This window comes from Streptomyces sp. NPDC031100 (assembly GCF_055570785.1).
Window position 1 is genome coordinate 215,070 of the sequence record NZ_JBVIGN010000010.1, and the last position, 17,909, is coordinate 232,978.

Genomic DNA, 17,909 nt, shown 5'->3' on the forward strand with positions numbered 1-17,909 from the left:
ATCCACAGTCGCTCACGGAGCGTTGTCCACAGGCCTTGATCCCGCCTATTGACGCCGCCTCTAACAACTGTCACATTCACCAGTGTCAAGTTACGGACGCGTACCGCAGCCGATGGGACGACGGGACGGGGCGGCATGACGACGGCAGTGAGCAGCGAACTCTCCGTGGAGCTGGAGGGGTTCAGGCGGGTGCAGCGCCTCGCCTACGAGTGCGCGGAGGCGGTCGCGGCACGCCTCGAACCGGGCGTGACCGAGCGCGAGGCGGCCCGGATGCAGCGCGAGTGGCTGCGCGAGCGGGGGGTGCGGGACTGGTTCCACCTGCCCTTCGCCTGGTTCGGCGACCGCACGGCGTTCGTCAACTTCCGCATCCCGCTGCAGTTCTTCCCGACCGACCGCGCCCTGGAGCCCGGGATGCCGTTCATCCTGGACATGGCCCCGGTGTACGAGGGTTACACGGCCGACATCGGCTATTCGGGCTCCCTCGGCGTCAACCCGGTGCAGGACCGGCTGCTGGCCGACCTGGAGGCGCACCGGGAGCTGATCCTGCGCGAGGTGCGCGAGCGGCGGCCGCTGCGCGAGATCTACGAGAACGTGGACCGCCTCATGGTCCGCCAGGGTTACGCCAACCGGCACCGGGCGTATCCCTTCGGCGTGATCGCCCACAAGGTGGACCGGGTGAAACAGCGCCGCTGGTCCCCGCACCTGTTCGGGTTCGGCACCCAGTCGCTCAAGGGCCTGGCCGCCGACGCCCTGCACGGCCACCGCGAGGGCTGGTCGCCCCTGTGGTCGCCGTACCGCTTCTCCGACCACCCGCCGCAGCCGGGCCTGTGGGCGGTCGAACCCCACCTCGGCTTCCGGGGTACGGGCGCGAAGTTCGAGGAGATCCTGGTGGTCACCGACTCCCGGGACCCCGAGCAGAGCGCGTTCTGGCTGGACGACGATCTGCCGCACGTGCGGCGCTGGGCGGAGGCGAAGTGACGACACCTTCGATGCTGAAGGGTGCGCGTGAGCGCCGGGTGCACACCGGCGGGGTCGAGCTGTGCGTGGCCGAGCTGGGGGACCCGGAGCAGCCGACGGTGGTGCTGGTGCACGGCTACCCGGACAGCAAGGAGGTCTGGTCGGAGGTCGCCGTCCGCCTCGCCGACCGCTGCGGATTTCATGTCGTCCTGTACGACGTCCGCGGCCACGGCAGCTCCACGGCACCGCAGCCGCTGCGCGGCGGCTTCACCCTGGCCAAGCTCACGGACGACTTCCTGGCGGTCGTGGACGCGGTGAGCCCGGACCGCCCGGTGCACCTGGTCGGCCACGACTGGGGCTCGGTGCAGTCCTGGGAGTTCGTCACCGTGGGCCGCACGGAGGGCCGTATCGCCTCCTTCACCTCGATGTCCGGCCCGTCCCTCGACCACTTCGGGCACTGGATCAACGCCCGGATGAAGCGCCCCACGCCCCGCCGGGTGGGCCAGCTCCTCGGCCAGGGCGCCAAGTCCTGGTACGTCTACCTGCTGCACACCCCCGCCCTGCCGGAGCTGGCCTGGCGCGGCCCGCTCGGCAAGCGCTGGCCGAAGATCCTCCAGCGGGTCGAGAAGGTCCCCGGTGACGGCTACCCGACCTCGTCCCTGCCCTCGGACGCGGCCCACGGCGCCTGGCTGTACCGGGACAACGTCCGCGCCCGGCTGCGCAGGCCGCGCCCCGACGCGTACGCGCACGCGCCCGTGCAGCTCATCACGCCCCAGGGGGACGCGTTCCTTTCGGAGCGCCTGTACGACGACCTCGACCGGTGGGTGCCCCAGCTGACCCGCCGCACGCTCCCGGCCAAGCACTGGATCCCGCGCACGCGTCCCGACCAGGTGGCTGCCTGGATCGAGGAGTTCGTGACGTCCGTGGAGGGCGGCCGTCCCGAGCCGACCGCCACCGGCCGCCACGGCGACCGGTTCGGCGGGCAGCTGGTCCTGGTCACCGGTGCCGGCAGCGGCATCGGCCGGGCCACGGCGTTCGCGTTCGCGGAGGCCGGCGCGCGCGTGGTGGCCGTCGACCGCGACGCCGAGGCAGCCGCCCGCACCGCCGAGCTGTCCCGGCTGATCGGCGCGCCCGAGGCCTGGGCGGAGACGGCAGACGTCTCCGACGAGCAGGCCATGGAGAAGCTCGCCGAGAAGGTGCACCGCGCGTACGGCGTGCTGGACGTGCTGGTCAACAACGCGGGGATCGGCCTGTCGGGCTCGTTCTTCACCACGACCACCGACGACTGGCGCAGGGTCCTGGACGTCAACCTCTGGGGCGTGATCCACGGCTGCCGCCTCTTCGGGGCGCGCATGGCCGAACGCGGCCAGGGCGGCCACATCGTCAACATCGCCTCGGCGGCCGCCTACCAGCCCTCCCGGGCGCTGCCCGCCTACAGCACGTCCAAGGCGGCGGTCCTGATGCTCTCCGAGTGCCTGCGCGCCGAACTGGCCTCCCAGGACATCGGAGTCACGGCGATCTGCCCCGGCTTCGTCAATACCAACATCACCTCCACGGCCCGCTTCACGGGCGTCGACGAGGCCGAGGAACGCCGCCGCCAGAAACACTCGGCCCGCCTGTACGGCCTGCGCAACTACCCACCGGAGAAGGTCGCCAAGGCCGTCCTGGACGCGGTGACCCACAACAAGGCGGTGGTACCGGTGACACCGGAGGCCCGAGGCGCGCATCTGCTGTCGCGGTTCATGCCGGGGGTGTTGAGGGGGATCGCGAGGGTGGAGCCGAGGCTGTAGACGGCTGGGCGGCGCAGCGGCAACCCCGTCGCCGTAGCTGCGAGCAGTCGTGCCGCTCGGGGCGGGCGAGCGAAACCCACCCCCGCCCAGCCCCACCCCGGTCACCAGCCAAGGAACCCCCACATGACCGACCCCCCGCCCCACAAGACGTACCGCATCGAAGACCTGGCCCACCACACCCACACCACCGTAAGAACGATCCGCGCCTACCAGGACAAAGGCCTCCTCCCCCGCCCGGAACGCCGCGGCCGCGCCAACCTCTACTCCGACATCCACCTCACCCGCCTCCACCAGATCACCCACCTCCTCGACCGCGGCTACACCCTCGCCTCGATCAAGGACCTCCTGGACGCCTGGGACACCGGCCGCGGCCTCGGCGGCATCCTCGGCCTGGTCACCGAGGTGGAGGGCCCCTGGACCGACGAGGAACCGGCCCGCATCACCCGCCCCGAACTGGACGCCCGCTTCGGCGGCGCCCCCGACGAGGACGCCGTGGCCGATGCGGTCGAACTCGGCGTACTGGAAGCGATCGACGGCGCCCCCGACACCTTCCTCGTACCGAGCCCCCAAGAGCTGTCCGTGGCAGCCGAGTTGCACGCGGCCGGAGTACCGCTGTCCGCGATCTCGGGCCACCTGCGGGAGTTGAGGGGCCAGGTGGAGCACATAGCCGCCCGTTTCCTGGAGTTCACCACCGAGTACGTCTTCGCCCGCTACCTGGACGATCCCACCCACCGCACCGACGCCCACGCGGCAGAAGCAGCCTCACTGGTACGCCGGCTCCGGCCCCTGGCCCAGCATGCGGTGGATGCCGAACTGGCCCGTGCGATGCGCGTCTTCGCGATCCAGCACCTGCGCGATCACCTCGGCCCCGAGAAGACCACGGAGCCGAGCACCAGGACCCGCTCCATCGACCTGCCCGCAGAGACGATCAGCGCTGTAGAACGCCTCGTTGGCCACGACCAAACGGCCACATTCATCGCACTGGCAGCGGAACGGGAGGTCAACACAAGATCGTTGGACGACCTCGCCCCACCGAGGCATCCCCACACCGACGTTGGCGAATCATCCTGAACGGCCCATCAGTTGTCCACACTTTCTCCAATTCCCCTGTGGATAACTGCACTTGGCTGTGGACCAAACCCGGGGCGGAAAACAACCTGCGTGATCCTCGTCTCTCCCGCACCCTGGAGACATGGACGAAAGACGCACCGTGAAGGTGTCGAAGTACCTCTCGAAACACCTCCGCCACCAGCCCGAACGCATCGGCCTCACGCTCGACCCGGCCGGCTGGGTGGAGATCGACACGCTGATCGCCGCGGCCGCCGCACACGGCTTCCGGTTCACCCGCGAGGAACTCGACCACGTGGTGGCCGCCAACGACAAGCAGCGCTTCGCGATCGAGGGCACGAGGATCCGCGCCAGCCAGGGCCACAGCATCGAGGTCGACCTCGGCCTGCCCCCGGCGACCCCGCCGCCGTACCTCTACCACGGCACCGTGGCCCGCAACCTGGACGCGATCCGGATCGAGGGCCTCAGGCCCATGAACAGGCACGACGTCCACCTCTCGGCCGACCGCGAGACCGCGACCCGAGTCGGCGCCCGCCGCGGCCGCCCCGTCGTGCTCACCGTGGACGCCGGTGCCATGCATCGCGACGGCCACGTCTTCCACATCAGCGCGAACGGAGTCTGGCTCACCAGCGTGGTGCCACCCCGCTACCTGCGGTTTTCCGAGCCGCACTGACGTGGGGGCCGGGCATCCTTCATGATCAGTGGTATGGACCACTCGCCGGAACACCTGCCCACCACCGAAGCCGCCGTCACCGCCCTGCGTGCCCTCGCCGCCGAGTACGCGCGCGAGATCGAGGTGACCCACGACATCGGCGCCGACCAGACCTCGCGCCGCAGCGCTGCGGGCGTCGGCGTCACCACCGACCCGGACGGCTCCCTTCCGCACGAGGCGTACGTGGAGTTCGGCGGCCTGCCCCGGGTCAGCGTGCGGCTCTACCCCGAGGACGACGCGCGGATCACCGTCGAGGGCGTCCAGTGCGACGACATCGCACGCGACGACGTCCCCGCCTTCCTCCGCTCCGTCTTCGGCGGCCTCGCGCACGTCAGGGTCCGGCGCTTTCCGCCTGGCTACCGCCTCGTCGTACCGCTGCCCGGTGACCGGACGTACACGGAGTACATCCCGATGGTCCTGCTCAGCCCGTGGCTCAGCAGGCACGTACGGTGACCGATTTCGGGCATCGTCACAGGAGCCCCGTACTCTCGGACGCATGAGTCTGCGTCTGAGCACCGTGATCCTGCCGTACCGCCGCTGGAGCGAGGGCGGCCGTTCGGCCTGGGTGCGGGCCGAGCAGCTCGGCTTCCACACCGCGTACACCTACGACCACCTGTCCTGGCGCAGCTTCCGCGACGGCCCGTGGTTCGGTGCCATACCGACGCTGACCGCCGCCGCGGCCGCCACCGAGCGGCTCCGCCTCGGCACGCTGGTCACCTCCCCCAACTTCCGGCACCCGGTGACCCTCGCCAAGGAACTGATCTCCCTGGACGACATCTCCGGCGGCCGCGTCACCCTGGGCATCGGCGCGGGCGGCACCGGCTTCGACGCGACCGCCCTCGGCCAGGAGCCGTGGACGCCGCGCGAGCGCGCCGACCGGTTCGCCGAGTTCGTGCCGCTGCTCGACCGGCTGCTCACCGAGGACGCGGTGACGCACGAGGGCCGGTTCTACTCGGCGCACGAGGCGCGCAACATCCCCGGCTGCGTCCAGCGCCCCCGGCTGCCCTTCGCGGTGGCGGCCACCGGCCCGCGCGGCCTGAAGCTCGTCGCGCGCCACGGACAGGCCTGGGTGACCACGGGCGACCCGAAGCTGTACGAGAACGGCACCCCGGAGCAGTCGGTAGAGGCGCTGCGCGGCCAGATGGCGAAGCTGTCCGAGGCGTGCGCGGCGGCCGACCGGGACGTGTCCGAGCTGGACAAGGTCCTGCTCACCGGCTTCACCCCGGACCGCGGCCGACCGCTCGCGTCCCTGGACGCCTTCGTGGACTTCGCCGGCCGCCACCAGGAGCTGGGCTTCACCGAGATCGTGATCCACTGGCCCATCCCGGACTCGGACTTCGCCGCGGACGAGAAGGTCTTCGAGCAGATCGCCATGGAGGCGCCCGCCCAGCTGGCGTGACCCGGTGACAGCCGTCGCCCGTCGGCGTCTGTGATGTGCCCGTCGGCGTCCGCGATGTGGCGGTGGACTCATCTGTGCGAACTCCCGCACGTCCGTGTTGGCATATGCGCGAGAATGGCGCGGTGACCTCAGCGACCAGACAGCCCGGGACCCCGGCCGCGGCCCTGCCGCCGCGGCTGATCGCCACCGACCTCGACGGCACTCTGCTGCGCGACGACAAGTCGGTCTCCCCGAGGACGGTCGCCGCGCTGGCCGCCGCCGAGGCGGCGGGCATCGAGGTCTTCTTCGTCACCGGCCGCCCGGCCCGCTGGATGGACGTCGTCAGCGACCACGTCCACGGCCACGGCCTGGCGATCTGCGGCAACGGCGCCGCCGTGGTCGACCTGCACGGCGGCCCCGGCGCCCACCGTTTCGTGAAGGTGCGCGAACTGGCCCGGGAGAACGCGCTGGACGCCGTACGGCTGCTGCGCGGCGCGGCGCCCGGGACGGTGTTCGCGATCGAGCAGACGTACGGCTTCCACCAGGAGCCGGCCTATCCCAAGCTGCACATGGAGATACCGGACAACCTCCTGCCCGCCGAGGACCTCCTCGCGGCCGACGGTCCGGACGCCGACCAGCCCGTACTCAAGATCCTCGCCTACCACCCCGACCTCGACCCGGACGCCTTCCTCGCCCTCGCCCGCCTCGCGATCGGCGACCGCGCCAACGTCACCCGCTCCAGCCCCAGCGCCCTGCTGGAACTCAGCGGCCCGGGGGTCTCCAAGGCCAGCACGCTCGCCCTGTGCTGCGCCGAGCGCGGCATCTCGCCCGCGGAGGTCGTCGCCTTCGGGGACATGCCCAACGACGTCGAGATGCTGACCTGGGCCGGTCAGTCGTACGCGATGGGCAACGCCCACCCGGACGTCGTCACCGCCGCCTCGGGCCGCACGGTCGCCAACAACGAGGACGGCGTGGCGGTCGTGATCGAGCGGATGATCACCGAACGCTTCTGACCCCGCTGCGCCGGCACGGGGCTTGCGCAGGGGCGCTGGGGCCTGTCCGGCGGATCAGGCCCTAGTACCGGGGCCTCCCACACCACCGTCGTCCCGCCGCCGACGGACTCGGCGTGGCGCTTGAGGTTCCTCTGGAGTGAGGCACCGGTGCCACCGTCACCGCGCTCCCGTCACGGCCCCCACCAGGGACTCCGCCGCCGCCTCCCGCCGCGCCATGGCCCGCAGCGGCCCGTCCACGGCGGCCAGTTGCGCGTACGTCCCGCGCTGCACGACCCGGCCGGCATCGAGCACGACCACCTCGTCCACCGCGTCGAGCCCCGCCAGCCGATGAGTGATCAGCAGCGTCGTACGTCCCTCGGTGGCGGCCAGCAGATCCGCGGTGACCGCGTCCGCCGTCGGCAGGTCCAGGTGCTCGGCGGGCTCGTCCAGGACCAGGACAGGGAAGTCGGCGAGCAGCGCACGGGCCAGTGCGAGGCGCTGGCGCTGCCCGCCGGACAGCCGTGCCCCGTGCTCGCCGACGAGCGTGTCCAGTCCGTCGGGCAGCCCCTCCACCCAGTCCAGCAGCCGGGCCCGGGCCAGCGCGTCGCGCAGGTCGGCCTCGGTGGCGTCCTTCCGGGCGAGCAGCAGGTTCTCGCGCACGCTGCTGTCGAAGAGGTGCGCGTCCTGGGCACACAGCCCGACGAACCGTCGTACGTCGTCGCCGTCGAGCGCGTACGCGTCCACACCGGCGAGCGTGTACGAGCCCGCCCCCGGGTCGAGGAACCGCAGCAGCACCTGGGCGAGGGTCGTCTTGCCGGAGCCGGAGGAGCCGACCACGGCGATCCGGCGGCCCTGCTCCAGCGTGAGGTCGAACCCGGCGAGCGCGTCCACCTGCTGCCCGGCGTGCCGGGCGGCCAGGCCCCTGACCACGACCGGGAAGGGCGAGGCGGGCGCCTGCCGGGGCCGCTCCGGCTCCTGTACGGGCTCCGGCGCGTCCAGCACCTCGTACACGCGCTCGGCGCTCCGGCGCACCCGCTGCCGGTAGCGCACGGCGAGCGGCAGCCCCAGTACGGCCTCGAAGGCGGCCAGCGGGGTGAGGACGACCACGGCCATCGCCACCCCGCCGAGCCGGCCCGCAGCCACCGCCTGGGCGCCGAGCAGCGCACTGGCCGTGACGGTCAGTCCGGAGATCAGCGCGGTGAGCCCGTCCCCGAGCGCGGTGACGGCGGCGGCACGCGAGGCGATCCGGGTGAGCGTGCCGTCGGCCTGCCGGGCCGCGTTCGTCCGGGCCGGCAGCGCGCCGGCGACGGTCAGTTCGGCGGTGCCGGTCAGCAGGTCGGTCACCCGCGACGCGAGCACTCCTCGGGCGGGTGCCAGCCGTCGCTCGGCCCGCCGGGCCGCGGCCGCGGTGACCAGGGGAACGCCGGCACCGGCCGCGAGCAGGCCCGCCGCGAGTGCGGCGCCTGCCTCGGGCAGGAGCCAGGCCGTGAAGGCGACCGAGGCGGTGGAGACGGCAACGGCGACGCCTGCGGGCAGCAGCCACCGCAGCCAGTAGTCCTGGAGCGCGTCCACATCGGCCACCAGGCGCGTGAGCAGGTCACCGCGCCGGGCCGTCCGCAGCCCCGCGGGCGCCAGCCGCTCCAGCCGCCGGTAGACGGCGACCCGGGTGTCGGCCAGCATCCGCAGCACGGCGTCGTGCGACACCAGCCGCTCGGCGTACCGGAAGACGGCCCGCCCGATCCCGAAGGCCCGCGTGGCCGTCACGGCCACCATCAGATAGAGCACCGGCGGCTGTTGCGAGGCCCGCGAGATGAGCCAGCCTGAGGTGGCCATCAGCCCGACGGCACTGCCGAGTGCGAGGGTCCCGAGCAGCAGCGCGAGCAGGAGCCTGCCGCGCCGGGGGCCGGCGAGTCCCCGGACCCGGGCAAGGGCACTCCCAGGACGTGCCGGGGGCTGTTCTGCCGGGCCACTTTCCAGCTGAGCGAGTGGGGTGGCGGGCGGGGGAAGGCGGAGCCCCCTGGGAGGCCCGGCGTCCGCCCGGTGCGCCATCGATTCCGCGCCCTCCAGCCGTACCACCCGATCGGCAACCTCCAGCAGCGCCGGCCGATGCACAACAAGCAGCACCGTGCGGCCCGCCGCAAGCCTCTGCACCGCAGCCACGACCTCGGCCTCCGTCGCCCCGTCCAGCGCGGCCGTCGGCTCGTCCAGCAGCAGCACGGGCCGGTCGGCGAGGAAGGCCCTGGCCAGCGCGAGCCGCTGCCGCTGGCCGGCGGACAGCCCGGCCCCGTCCTCGCCGAGCACCGCGTCGGCCCCTTCGGGCAGCGCGTCCACGAACTCCAGCGCGCCCGCGTCCCGCAGCGCCCGGCGCACGGCCGCGTCGTCCGCGTCGGGCCGTGCGAGCCGTACGTTCTCCGCGATGGTCCCGGCGTACAGGTGCGGCCGCTGCGGTACCCACGCGATCCGCGACCGCCACTCCTCCACGTCGACGTCCGCGAGATCGGTTCCTCCGACCCGCACCCGGCCCTCGGTGGGCCGTACGAACCCCAGCAGCACGTTCAGCAGCGTCGACTTGCCCGCGCCGCTCGGTCCGACGAGGGCCACGGTCTCGCCGGGCTCAACGGTGAAGGACGCGGCGGCCACGGCATCGGTCGAGCGCCCCGGGTAGCGGACCGTCACGCCCTCGAAGGCCAACGGGCCCTCGGGCACCGCCGCGGTCCCGGACGCCGGTACCGGCGTCTCCAGCACGGCGAAGATCTCCTCCGCCGCGGCGAGGCCCTCCGCCGCCGCGTGGTACTGCGCCCCCACCTGCCGCAGCGGCAGATACGCCTCGGGCGCCAGCACCAGGATCACCAGGCCGATGTACAGGTCCATGTCGCCGTGGACCAGGCGCATGCCGATGGTCACGGCGACCAGTGCGACCGACAGGGTGGCCAGCAATTCCAGGGCGAACGAGGAGAGGAACGCGATCCGCAGAGTCCGCAGGGTGGCCTGGCGGTACTCGCCGGTGATCCGGCGGATGGACTCGGCCTGCGCCTTGGCCCGGCCGAACACCTTCAGGGTGGGCAACCCGGCGACCACGTCCAGGAAGTGCCCGGACAGCCGGGACAGCAGCCGCCACTGACGGTCCATCCGGGACTGGGTGGCCCAGCCGATCAGCATCATGAAGAGAGGGATGAGCGGCAGGGTGCCGACGATGATCGCCGCCGACACCCAGTCCTCGGTGACGATCCGCGCCAGCACGGCCACCGGGACGACCACCGCGAGCCCCAACTGCGGGAGATAGCGCGAGAAGTAGTCGTCCAGGGCATCGACCCCCCGTGTGGCCAGGGTGACCAGCGAGCCGGTCCGCTGCCCGCTCAGCCATCCGGGGCCGAGCCGGGCTGCGCGCTCCAGCAGCCGCCCTCGCAGCTCCGACTTCACAGCCGCGCTCGCGCGGTGTGCCGCGAGTTCTGTGAGCCACGCGACGACCGATCGGCCCACGGCCACCGCGGCCAACAGCAGCAGAGGAGTGGACAGTTCAGCGACGGACCGCCCGTGCTGGAACGCTCCGACCACCACGTCGGCGACGAGCATCGCCTGGGCGATGACCAGCCCGGCGCCGACGGCCCCCAGACCGACAACCGCCACCAGGAAGATGCGGGTGGCGCGGGCATACCGGAGGAGACGCGGATCGATCGGTTTCACGTGAAACATGCCCTTCGGTCCAGAGGGTGTGTTTCACGTGAAACACACCCTCGGCGGACTCAGTGTGCGGCGGCAGCGTCAGGAGCGATGTGCTCCGTACCGATCCGCTTGCGGAACACCCAGTAGGTCCAGCCCTGGTACAGCAGGACGAGCGGCGTGGCGACGGCCGCCAACCACGTCATGATCTTCAGGGTGTAGGGGCTCGACGAGGCATTGGTGACCGTGAGGCTCCAGTCCGCGTTGAGCGTGGACGGCATGACGTTCGGGAAGAGCGACAGGAAGAGCATCGCCACGGACGCCACGATGGTCACGCCGGACAGCGCGAACGCCCATCCCTCGCGCCCCATCTGGTTGGCCACCAGAGCGGCCGCCAGAGCAGCGACCGCCACGATCAGGGCCACCAGGCTCTTGCCGTCCCCGCTGTGGGCCTGCGTCCACAGCAGGAATCCGAGCGCCAGGACGGCCGCGACAAGACCGACCCGCAGCGCCAGCTTCCGTGCCCGCAGTCGGATGTCCCCCACGGTCTTCAGCGCGGTGAACACCGCCCCGTGGAAGGTGAACAGGGTCAGCGTCACCAGGCCGCCGAGCATGGCGTACGGGTTGAGCAGGTCCCCGAGGGTGCCGACGTACTCGAAGTGCTGGTCGATCTTCACACCCCGCACGATGTTCCCGAAGGCCACGCCCCACAGGAACGCCGGGATCAGCGAGGTCCAGAAGATCGCATGCTCCCAGTTGCGCTGCCAGTTCTCCTCGGGCCGCTTCGCCCGGTACTCGAAGGCCACGCCCCGGACGATCAGGCAGACCAGGATGACCAGCAGCGGTAGATAGAATCCGGAGAAGAGGGTGGCGTACCACTCCGGGAAGGCGGCGAAGGTCGCACCGCCCGCGGTGAGCAGCCACACCTCGTTGCCGTCCCAGACGGGCCCGATGGTGTTGATCAGCACCCGGCGCTCGGGCCGGTTCCGGGCGAGCAGCTTGGTGAGGATGCCGACCCCGAAGTCGAAGCCCTCCAGGAAGAAGTAGCCGGTCCACAGGACGGCGATCAGGACGAACCAGACGTCGTGAAGTTCCATGACTGTTCCCTCCGGCCTAGTACGAGAAGGCCATCGGCTTGTCGGCGTCACGGGTGTCGCCGCCGATCTTCGTGGGCGGGTTGAGGTCGGCCTCGGTCAGCTCGGGCGGGCCGGCCTTGACGTACTTCACGAGCAGCTTGACCTCGACGACGGCGAGGATCGCGTACAGCGCGGTGAAGACGATCATCGAGGTGAGAATCTCGCCCTGGGAGACACCGGGGGAGACCGCGTCCCGGGTCTGCAGGACGCCGTAGACGACCCACGGCTGACGGCCCATCTCGGTGAAGATCCAGCCCCAGGAGTTGGCGATCAGCGGGAAGGCCAGGGTCCAGATCGCGATGCGCCAGTACCAGGTGGTCAGCTGCGGGCCGAGCGCCCTGTTCTTGAACAGGACCAGGTGCGGCACCTCGTCGTCGCCGACCCTCAGGTGCTGCGGCAGCATGAACTTCTTCCGGGTCAGCCACAGCCCCGCGAGACCGATGGCGAAGGAGGCCATGCCGAAGCCGATCATCCAGCGGAAGCCCCAGAAGGCGACGGGGATGTTGGGCCGGTAGTCGCCGGGCCCGAACTTCTGCTGCTCGGCCTTGTTCACGTCGTTGATGCCCGGGACGTACGAGGTGAAGTCGTCGTTGGCGAGGAACGACAGCAGGCCCGGGACCTCTATGGCCACGGTGTTGTGGCCCTTCTCCACGTCACCGTAGGCGAAGATCGAGAACGGCGCGGGCTTCTGGCCGTCCCACAGCGCCTCGGCGGCCGCCATCTTCATCGGCTGCTGCTTGAACATGACCTTGCCGAGCACGTCACCGCTGACCGCGGTCAGCAGGCCGGCGATGACCACGGTGATCAGACCGAGCCGCAGCGAGGTCTTCATCTCGCGGATGTGCTTCCTGCGCGACAGATGGAAGGCGGCGATGCCCACCATGAAGGCGCCGCCGGTCAGGAATGCCGCGGACAGGGTGTGGAAGGCCTGGCTGAGCGCGGTGTTCTGGGTCAGCACGGCCCAGAAGTCGGTCAGCTCGGCACGCCCCTTCACCTTGTCGATCTTGTAGCCGACGGGGTGCTGCATCCAGGAGTTGGCCGCCAGGATGAAGTACGCCGACAGGATCGTGCCGATCGAGACCATCCAGATGCAGGCCAGGTGGATCTTCTTGGGCAGCTTGTCCCAGCCGAAGATCCACAGGCCGATGAAGGTGGACTCGAAGAAGAACGCGATCAGGGCCTCGAAGGCGAGCGGGGCGCCGAAGATGTCACCGACGAAGCGCGAGTAGTCCGACCAGTTCATACCGAACTGGAACTCCTGCACGATGCCGGTGACCACGCCCATCGCGATGTTGATCAGGAAGAGCTTGCCCCAGAACTTCGTCGCGCGGAGGTACTTCTCCTTCTCCGTGCGCACCCAGGCCGTCTGGAGCCCTGCGGTGAGCGCGGCCAGGGAGATCGTCAGCGGGACGAACAGGAAGTGGTAGACGGTGGTGATGCCGAACTGCCAGCGCGCCAGTGTCTCCGGCGCCAAAGCCAAATCCACGTCGTCAGCTCCTTACTCCGCTGTGGTAGCGGGCAGCTTGCCCCTTTTGTCACGCACATCACGGGAGCAACCGGGCAAGCTTGTGAACGCGTTCACATTCACAAGCCATTATGACGCACTGATTTTCGGCGACCGAAGGGGGGTCCCCCCTTTGCCGTGACGTCAAGGCCTTGGCAGCGACTTCAACATCTTGTTGAATTGCGCGCCATGCAGATACGGATCTCGTGGCCTGCGGGCCATCTCACCGCGACCCTTGAGAACACACCGACCACACAGGCCCTCGGCAAGGAGCTGCCGCTCGTCTCCACCGCCCACACCTGGGGCGAGGAGGTCTATTTCGACACGGGTGTGTCCGTTTCACGTGAAACGGACGCCCGGCAGGTGGTCGAGCCGGGCACGGTGGCCTTCTGGACGGACGGCGACGCGCTCGCCCTCCCCTACGGCCCCACGCCGATCTCGCGAGGCGACGAGTGCCGCCTCGCGAGCCCGTGCAATGTGCTGGGACACGTGGACGGGGACGCCGCTGTCCTGGCGACCGTGCGAGACGGCGACCCCATACGCGTGGAACTGATCGACGAGTAGAGCTACTGCTCGACCGGAGCTACAGCTCCTTGCGGAACGCTTCCGCCACCTTCAGGAAGATGTCGTTCGCCTCGGTCTCCCCGACCGTCACCCGCACACCCTCGCCCGGGAACGGCCGGACCACCACACCGTGCTCCTCGCACGCCGCCGCGAACGCGACCGTGCGCTCCCCCAGCCGCAGCCACACGAAGTTGGCCTGGGCATCCGGCACCGTCCACCCCTGGGCGCGCAGCGCGTCGACCACGCGCGTGCGCTCGCACACCAGCGAGCCGACCCGGCCCAGCAGTTCGTCCTCGGCGCGCAGCGAGGCGATCGCCGCCTCCTGCGCGAGCTGGCTGACACCGAAGGGCACCGCCGTCTTGCGCAGCGCCGCCGCCACCGGCTCATGGCCGATCGCGAAACCGACACGCAGCCCGGCGAGGCCGTACGCCTTGGAGAACGTGCGCAGGACGCAGACGTTGGGGCGCTTCCGGTACAGCTCGACACCGTCGGGTACCTCGGGGTCGCGGATGAACTCGCGGTAGGCCTCGTCCAGCACCACCAGTACATCGCCGGGCACCCGGTCGAGGAACCGTTCCAGCTCGGCCCGTCGCACCACCGTGCCGGTCGGGTTGTTGGGGTTGCAGACGAAGATCAGACGGGTCCGGTCGGTGATCGCGTCCGCCATCGCGTCCAGGTCGTGCACATCGCCCGGCGTGAGCGGCACCTGCACCGACCGGGCACCGCTGATCTGCGTGATGATCGGGTACGCCTCGAAGGAGCGCCAGGCGTAGATCACCTCGTCGCCGGGGCCGCTGGTGGCCTGGATCAGCTGCTGGGCGACACCCACCGAGCCGGTGCCGGTGGCCAGGTGGGAGAGCGGGACACCGAAGCGATCCGACAGCTCGTTCATCAGCCCCGTACAGGCCATGTCCGGGTAGCGGTTGAAGTTGGAGGCGGCCGCGGTCAGGCTCTCCATCACGCCGGGCAGCGGCGGATACGGGTTCTCGTTGGAGGACAGCTTGTAGGCGACCGGCCCGCCGGCCGCGGCAGGCTTGCCCGGCTTGTAGGTGGGGATACTCTCCAGCTCGGCGCGCAGCTTGGGGCTCGTCTCGCTCACCGCAGTCCTCCTCGCGACCACCGGCGGACCGTCGACGCCGCCGGCTTCCAATACTGCTCACCTTATGAGGATTCGGCGCCCCTGCGAACAGCTTCGGGGCAGCAAGAGGCGGACCTCATTCACCCCACAGGCATCAGGGGCAACATCAGACGAAGGCGTACGTATCGGGGGGCGCGCCGTACATATATCTATGCGCCGGTGGCTCGCGCCGTAGCGCGCATCACCCGTGAAGGTGAGTTGAGACCTCTTCGAAACATCGGGCACTTGGCAGGCCCATGCGCGTCGACAAGACACGTCTTGCCATGGGAGCGCTCAACTGACTTGTTTTCTAAGGTAGTTGACCCGATATGACCATGCAGAAACGTGCCTGTCAACGCGTGCATATGCGTCCGCACTACCCCACCGCATGAGCCCTACTATCGGCTCGCCATGACAGCAGCAGGGAAGCACCAGGTGAGCCGCGCGGAAACCTCACGTCGAGGCAGTCGGCCGGGCCGGGCGGGCATCAGAGACGTGGCCGCCGCCGCCGGAGTCTCCATCACGACCGTGTCCGACGCCCTCAACGGCAAGGGCCGGCTCCCGGACGCCACCCGGCGCCATGTCCGCGAGGTCGCCGACCGGCTGGGGTACCGCCCCTCGGCCGCCGCCCGCACCCTCCGTACCGGCAAGTCGGGGCTGATCGGCCTGACCGTGACGACGTACGGGGATGAACCTTTCACCTTCACCGAGTTCGCGTACTTCGCCGAGATGGCACGGGCCGCCACCTCGGCCGCGCTCGCCCGTGGCTACGCCCTGGTCATCCTGCCCGCGACCTCCCGCCACGACGTGTGGTCCAACGTGGCCCTGGACGGAACCGTCGTCATCGACCCCTCCGACCAGGACCCGGTCGTCAGCGAACTCGTCCGGCAGGGCCTGCCGGTCGTCTCCGACGGCCGCCCCGCGGGCTCGCTCCCGGTCACCGCCTGGGTCGACAACGACCACGAAGCCGCCGTCCTCGGCATCCTCGACCACCTCGCCGACGCGGGCGCCCGCCGGATCGGCCTGCTCACCGGCACGACGACGGACACGTACACCCATCTGTCGACCACGGCCTACCTGCGCTGGTGCGAGCGCGTCGGCCAGGACCCCGTCTACGAGGCCTACCCGGCGCACGACCCCTGCGCGGGCGCCGTCGCCGCCGACCGACTGCTGGCCCGCCCCGACCGGCCCGACGCCGTCTACGGCCTGTTCGACCCCAACGGCACCGATCTGCTCGCCGCCGCCCGCCGCTACGGCCTGCGCGTCCCGGACGACCTGCTGCTGGTGTGCTGCAGCGAGTCCACGGTGTACGCCAACACCGAGCCGCCCATCACCACGCTCTCCCTGAAGCCGCGCCGGATCGGCACCGCGGTGGTCCAGCTCCTCATCGACGCCATCGAGGGCGTCGAGTCGGACCAGCCCGTCGAGCAGGTGATACCGACCGAGCTGATCGTGCGCACCTCGTCCCAGCGGCGTCCCCCGCGCACGACCGTCAGCCCGCCGCGGACCCCGGAAGGGGGATAGCGGAGGCGGAGCGCGGCGGGGCGCTCAGCGGTCGCGCGACGACCGCCCGCCGGGCAACGCCAGATCGCACGCCGCGAGGCGGTCCGACCGGGGCATACGGTTGGCCGCCCCGCCGGCCGCGTCACTGCGCAGAGCCCGGCGCGCCGCCCAAACGGGTCGGCCGACCTGCTGTCGTGGGGCCGACGCAGGAGGGACACCGGCCGAACCCCTGCCCAAACAGGGCGAAAAGCCGCGGTGAACTGGAGTCTTGTTCCGATTCACCACCCCTGGGTCATCACACGGCGCGACGCGCATTCCTATGATGGGCCCACGACACCGCGGGCCGCTGCGACCAGGCAGTCCGAAGCGGTGCAGCTGCGGCGCGATGGTGGAGGGGTCTGATGACTCAGGGGGCCGGTCAGGGACCCGAAGTGGAGCGGACGGCGACGTTGCGCGACTTCCGGGTACCCGCTTACGTCCACGAGACCGGTCCGTACGCCCACGCCCACTCCGGTGACACCCTCGCGCCCATGGACGAGGGCTACACGCCCACCCAGCGCGACCTGCCCGTCATCAACCGCGGCGACACCCTCCAGGTCCCCGTCGAGCCCGCCCCCGCCGCCTCCGCCCCACAGCCCTCGACCGGCCCCGGCCCGCTGTACGTCGTCGGCGACGTCCACGGATATCTGGACGAACTGGTCGCCGCCCTGCAGGAGAAGGGCCTGATCGACGCCTCGGGGCAGTGGTGCGCGGGCACCGCCCGGCTGTGGTTCCTCGGCGACTTCACCGACCGCGGCCCGGACGGCATCGGCGTCATCGACCTGGTGATGCGGCTGTCCGCCGAGGCGGCCGCGGCCGGCGGCTACTGCAAGGCCCTCATGGGCAACCACGAGCTGCTGCTGCTCGGCGCCAAGCGGTTCGCCGACACGCCCGTCAACTCCGGCGCAGGCACCGCCACCTTCCAGGCGGCCTGGCTGCTCAACGGCGGCCAGAAGACCGACATGGACCGCCTCCAGGACCACCACCTGCAGTGGATGGCCCGCCTCGACGCCGTCGAGGAGGTCGACGGGTATCTGCTCGTGCACTCCGACACCACCGCCTATCTCGACTACGGCGACTCGATCGAGGCCGTCAACGACACCGTCCGCGAGACGCTCACCCGCAACGACGCGGACGAGTGCTGGGACCTGTTCCGCAAGTTCACCAAGCGCTTCTCCTTCCGCGACGAGGGCGGCGCCGACGCCGTGCGCTCCCTGCTCGATACGTACGGCGGCACCCGTATCGTTCACGGCCACAGCCCCATTCCCTATCTGCTCGGCGAGGTCGGCTCCGAGGACGGCGAGGAGGGCGGCGGGCCCGTCGTCGAGGGACCGCACGTCTACGCCGAGGGACTCGCCATCGCCATGGACGGCGGCGTGACCATGGCCGGAAAACTGCTGGTCCAGCAACTTCCCCTGGACAACTGAGCGTTCAGGCAGCAGACGGACCCCTACCGTACGGGCGCCGGTCGCGCGCAATTTCCGGCAAC

General features: G+C 70.7%; 14 protein-coding genes. 10 read left to right on the forward strand and 4 right to left on the reverse strand.

What is annotated here, in order from left to right; all coding sequences use genetic code 11:
- Positions 1-135 precede the first annotated feature (135 nt).
- From ACZ5DS_RS27525 to ACZ5DS_RS27555, 7 genes are all read left to right on the forward strand, one after another.
- On the forward strand, positions 136-978 hold the full coding sequence (locus ACZ5DS_RS27525; RefSeq protein WP_468243432.1) for a M24 family metallopeptidase: 843 nt from the start codon (positions 136-138) through the stop codon (positions 976-978).
- 11 nt (positions 979-989) lie between these two features.
- Positions 990-2,747: an SDR family oxidoreductase gene (locus tag ACZ5DS_RS27530; RefSeq protein ID WP_468243802.1), complete on the forward strand. Its 1,758-nt coding sequence runs from the start codon at positions 990-992 to the stop codon at positions 2,745-2,747.
- A 123-nt stretch (positions 2,748-2,870) separates the two neighbouring features.
- Positions 2,871-3,818: a MerR family transcriptional regulator gene (locus tag ACZ5DS_RS27535; RefSeq protein WP_468243435.1), complete on the forward strand. Its 948-nt coding sequence runs from the start codon at positions 2,871-2,873 to the stop codon at positions 3,816-3,818.
- A gap of 121 nt (positions 3,819-3,939) precedes the next feature.
- Positions 3,940-4,488 (forward strand): RNA 2'-phosphotransferase, encoded by a 549-nt coding sequence (locus tag ACZ5DS_RS27540; RefSeq protein WP_468243437.1) that lies wholly within the window; start codon positions 3,940-3,942, stop codon positions 4,486-4,488.
- Between the two features lie 21 nt (positions 4,489-4,509).
- Positions 4,510-4,980 (forward strand): hypothetical protein, encoded by a 471-nt coding sequence (locus tag ACZ5DS_RS27545; protein ID WP_468243439.1) that lies wholly within the window; start codon positions 4,510-4,512, stop codon positions 4,978-4,980.
- Between the two features lie 43 nt (positions 4,981-5,023).
- Positions 5,024-5,926: an LLM class flavin-dependent oxidoreductase gene (locus tag ACZ5DS_RS27550; protein ID WP_468243442.1), complete on the forward strand. Its 903-nt coding sequence runs from the start codon at positions 5,024-5,026 to the stop codon at positions 5,924-5,926.
- Positions 5,927-6,030: 104 nt separating this feature from the next.
- Positions 6,031-6,918, forward strand: a complete 888-nt coding sequence (locus ACZ5DS_RS27555; protein ID WP_468243444.1) for an HAD-IIB family hydrolase — start codon at positions 6,031-6,033, stop codon at positions 6,916-6,918.
- A 156-nt stretch (positions 6,919-7,074) separates the two neighbouring features.
- Here ACZ5DS_RS27555 and cydD read toward each other — a convergent pair whose 3' ends face one another.
- Genes cydD through ACZ5DS_RS27570 form a run of 3 tightly spaced genes read right to left on the reverse strand, consistent with a single transcriptional unit; the run spans position 7,075 to position 13,179 of the window.
- Positions 7,075-10,581 (reverse strand): thiol reductant ABC exporter subunit CydD, encoded by a 3,507-nt coding sequence (gene cydD, locus ACZ5DS_RS27560; RefSeq protein WP_468243447.1) that lies wholly within the window; start codon positions 10,579-10,581, stop codon positions 7,075-7,077.
- Positions 10,582-10,640: 59 nt separating this feature from the next.
- Positions 10,641-11,654: a cytochrome d ubiquinol oxidase subunit II gene (cydB, locus tag ACZ5DS_RS27565; RefSeq protein WP_468243449.1), complete on the reverse strand. Its 1,014-nt coding sequence runs from the start codon at positions 11,652-11,654 to the stop codon at positions 10,641-10,643.
- A gap of 16 nt (positions 11,655-11,670) precedes the next feature.
- The gene (locus ACZ5DS_RS27570; RefSeq protein WP_468243451.1) at positions 11,671-13,179 is read right to left on the reverse strand and encodes a cytochrome ubiquinol oxidase subunit I; all 1,509 of its coding nucleotides are present in this window, start codon (positions 13,177-13,179) and stop codon (positions 11,671-11,673) included.
- A gap of 207 nt (positions 13,180-13,386) precedes the next feature.
- Here ACZ5DS_RS27570 and ACZ5DS_RS27575 point away from each other — a divergent pair, with 207 nt between their 5' ends.
- A complete protein-coding gene (locus ACZ5DS_RS27575) occupies positions 13,387-13,761 on the forward strand; it encodes a cyclophilin-like fold protein (RefSeq protein ID WP_468243453.1) in 375 nt (124 codons plus the stop codon).
- Between the two features lie 19 nt (positions 13,762-13,780).
- Here ACZ5DS_RS27575 and hisC read toward each other — a convergent pair whose 3' ends face one another.
- On the reverse strand, positions 13,781-14,860 hold the full coding sequence (gene hisC / locus ACZ5DS_RS27580; RefSeq protein WP_468243455.1) for a histidinol-phosphate transaminase: 1,080 nt from the start codon (positions 14,858-14,860) through the stop codon (positions 13,781-13,783).
- Positions 14,861-15,289: 429 nt separating this feature from the next.
- Here hisC and ACZ5DS_RS27585 point away from each other — a divergent pair, with 429 nt between their 5' ends.
- Both ACZ5DS_RS27585 and ACZ5DS_RS27590 read left to right on the forward strand, forming a co-directional pair.
- The gene (locus ACZ5DS_RS27585) at positions 15,290-16,402 is read left to right on the forward strand and encodes a LacI family DNA-binding transcriptional regulator (RefSeq protein ID WP_468243457.1); all 1,113 of its coding nucleotides are present in this window, start codon (positions 15,290-15,292) and stop codon (positions 16,400-16,402) included.
- A gap of 380 nt (positions 16,403-16,782) precedes the next feature.
- Positions 16,783-17,847: a metallophosphoesterase gene (locus ACZ5DS_RS27590; protein ID WP_468243459.1), complete on the forward strand. Its 1,065-nt coding sequence runs from the start codon at positions 16,783-16,785 to the stop codon at positions 17,845-17,847.
- Positions 17,848-17,909: the final 62 nt, after the last annotated feature.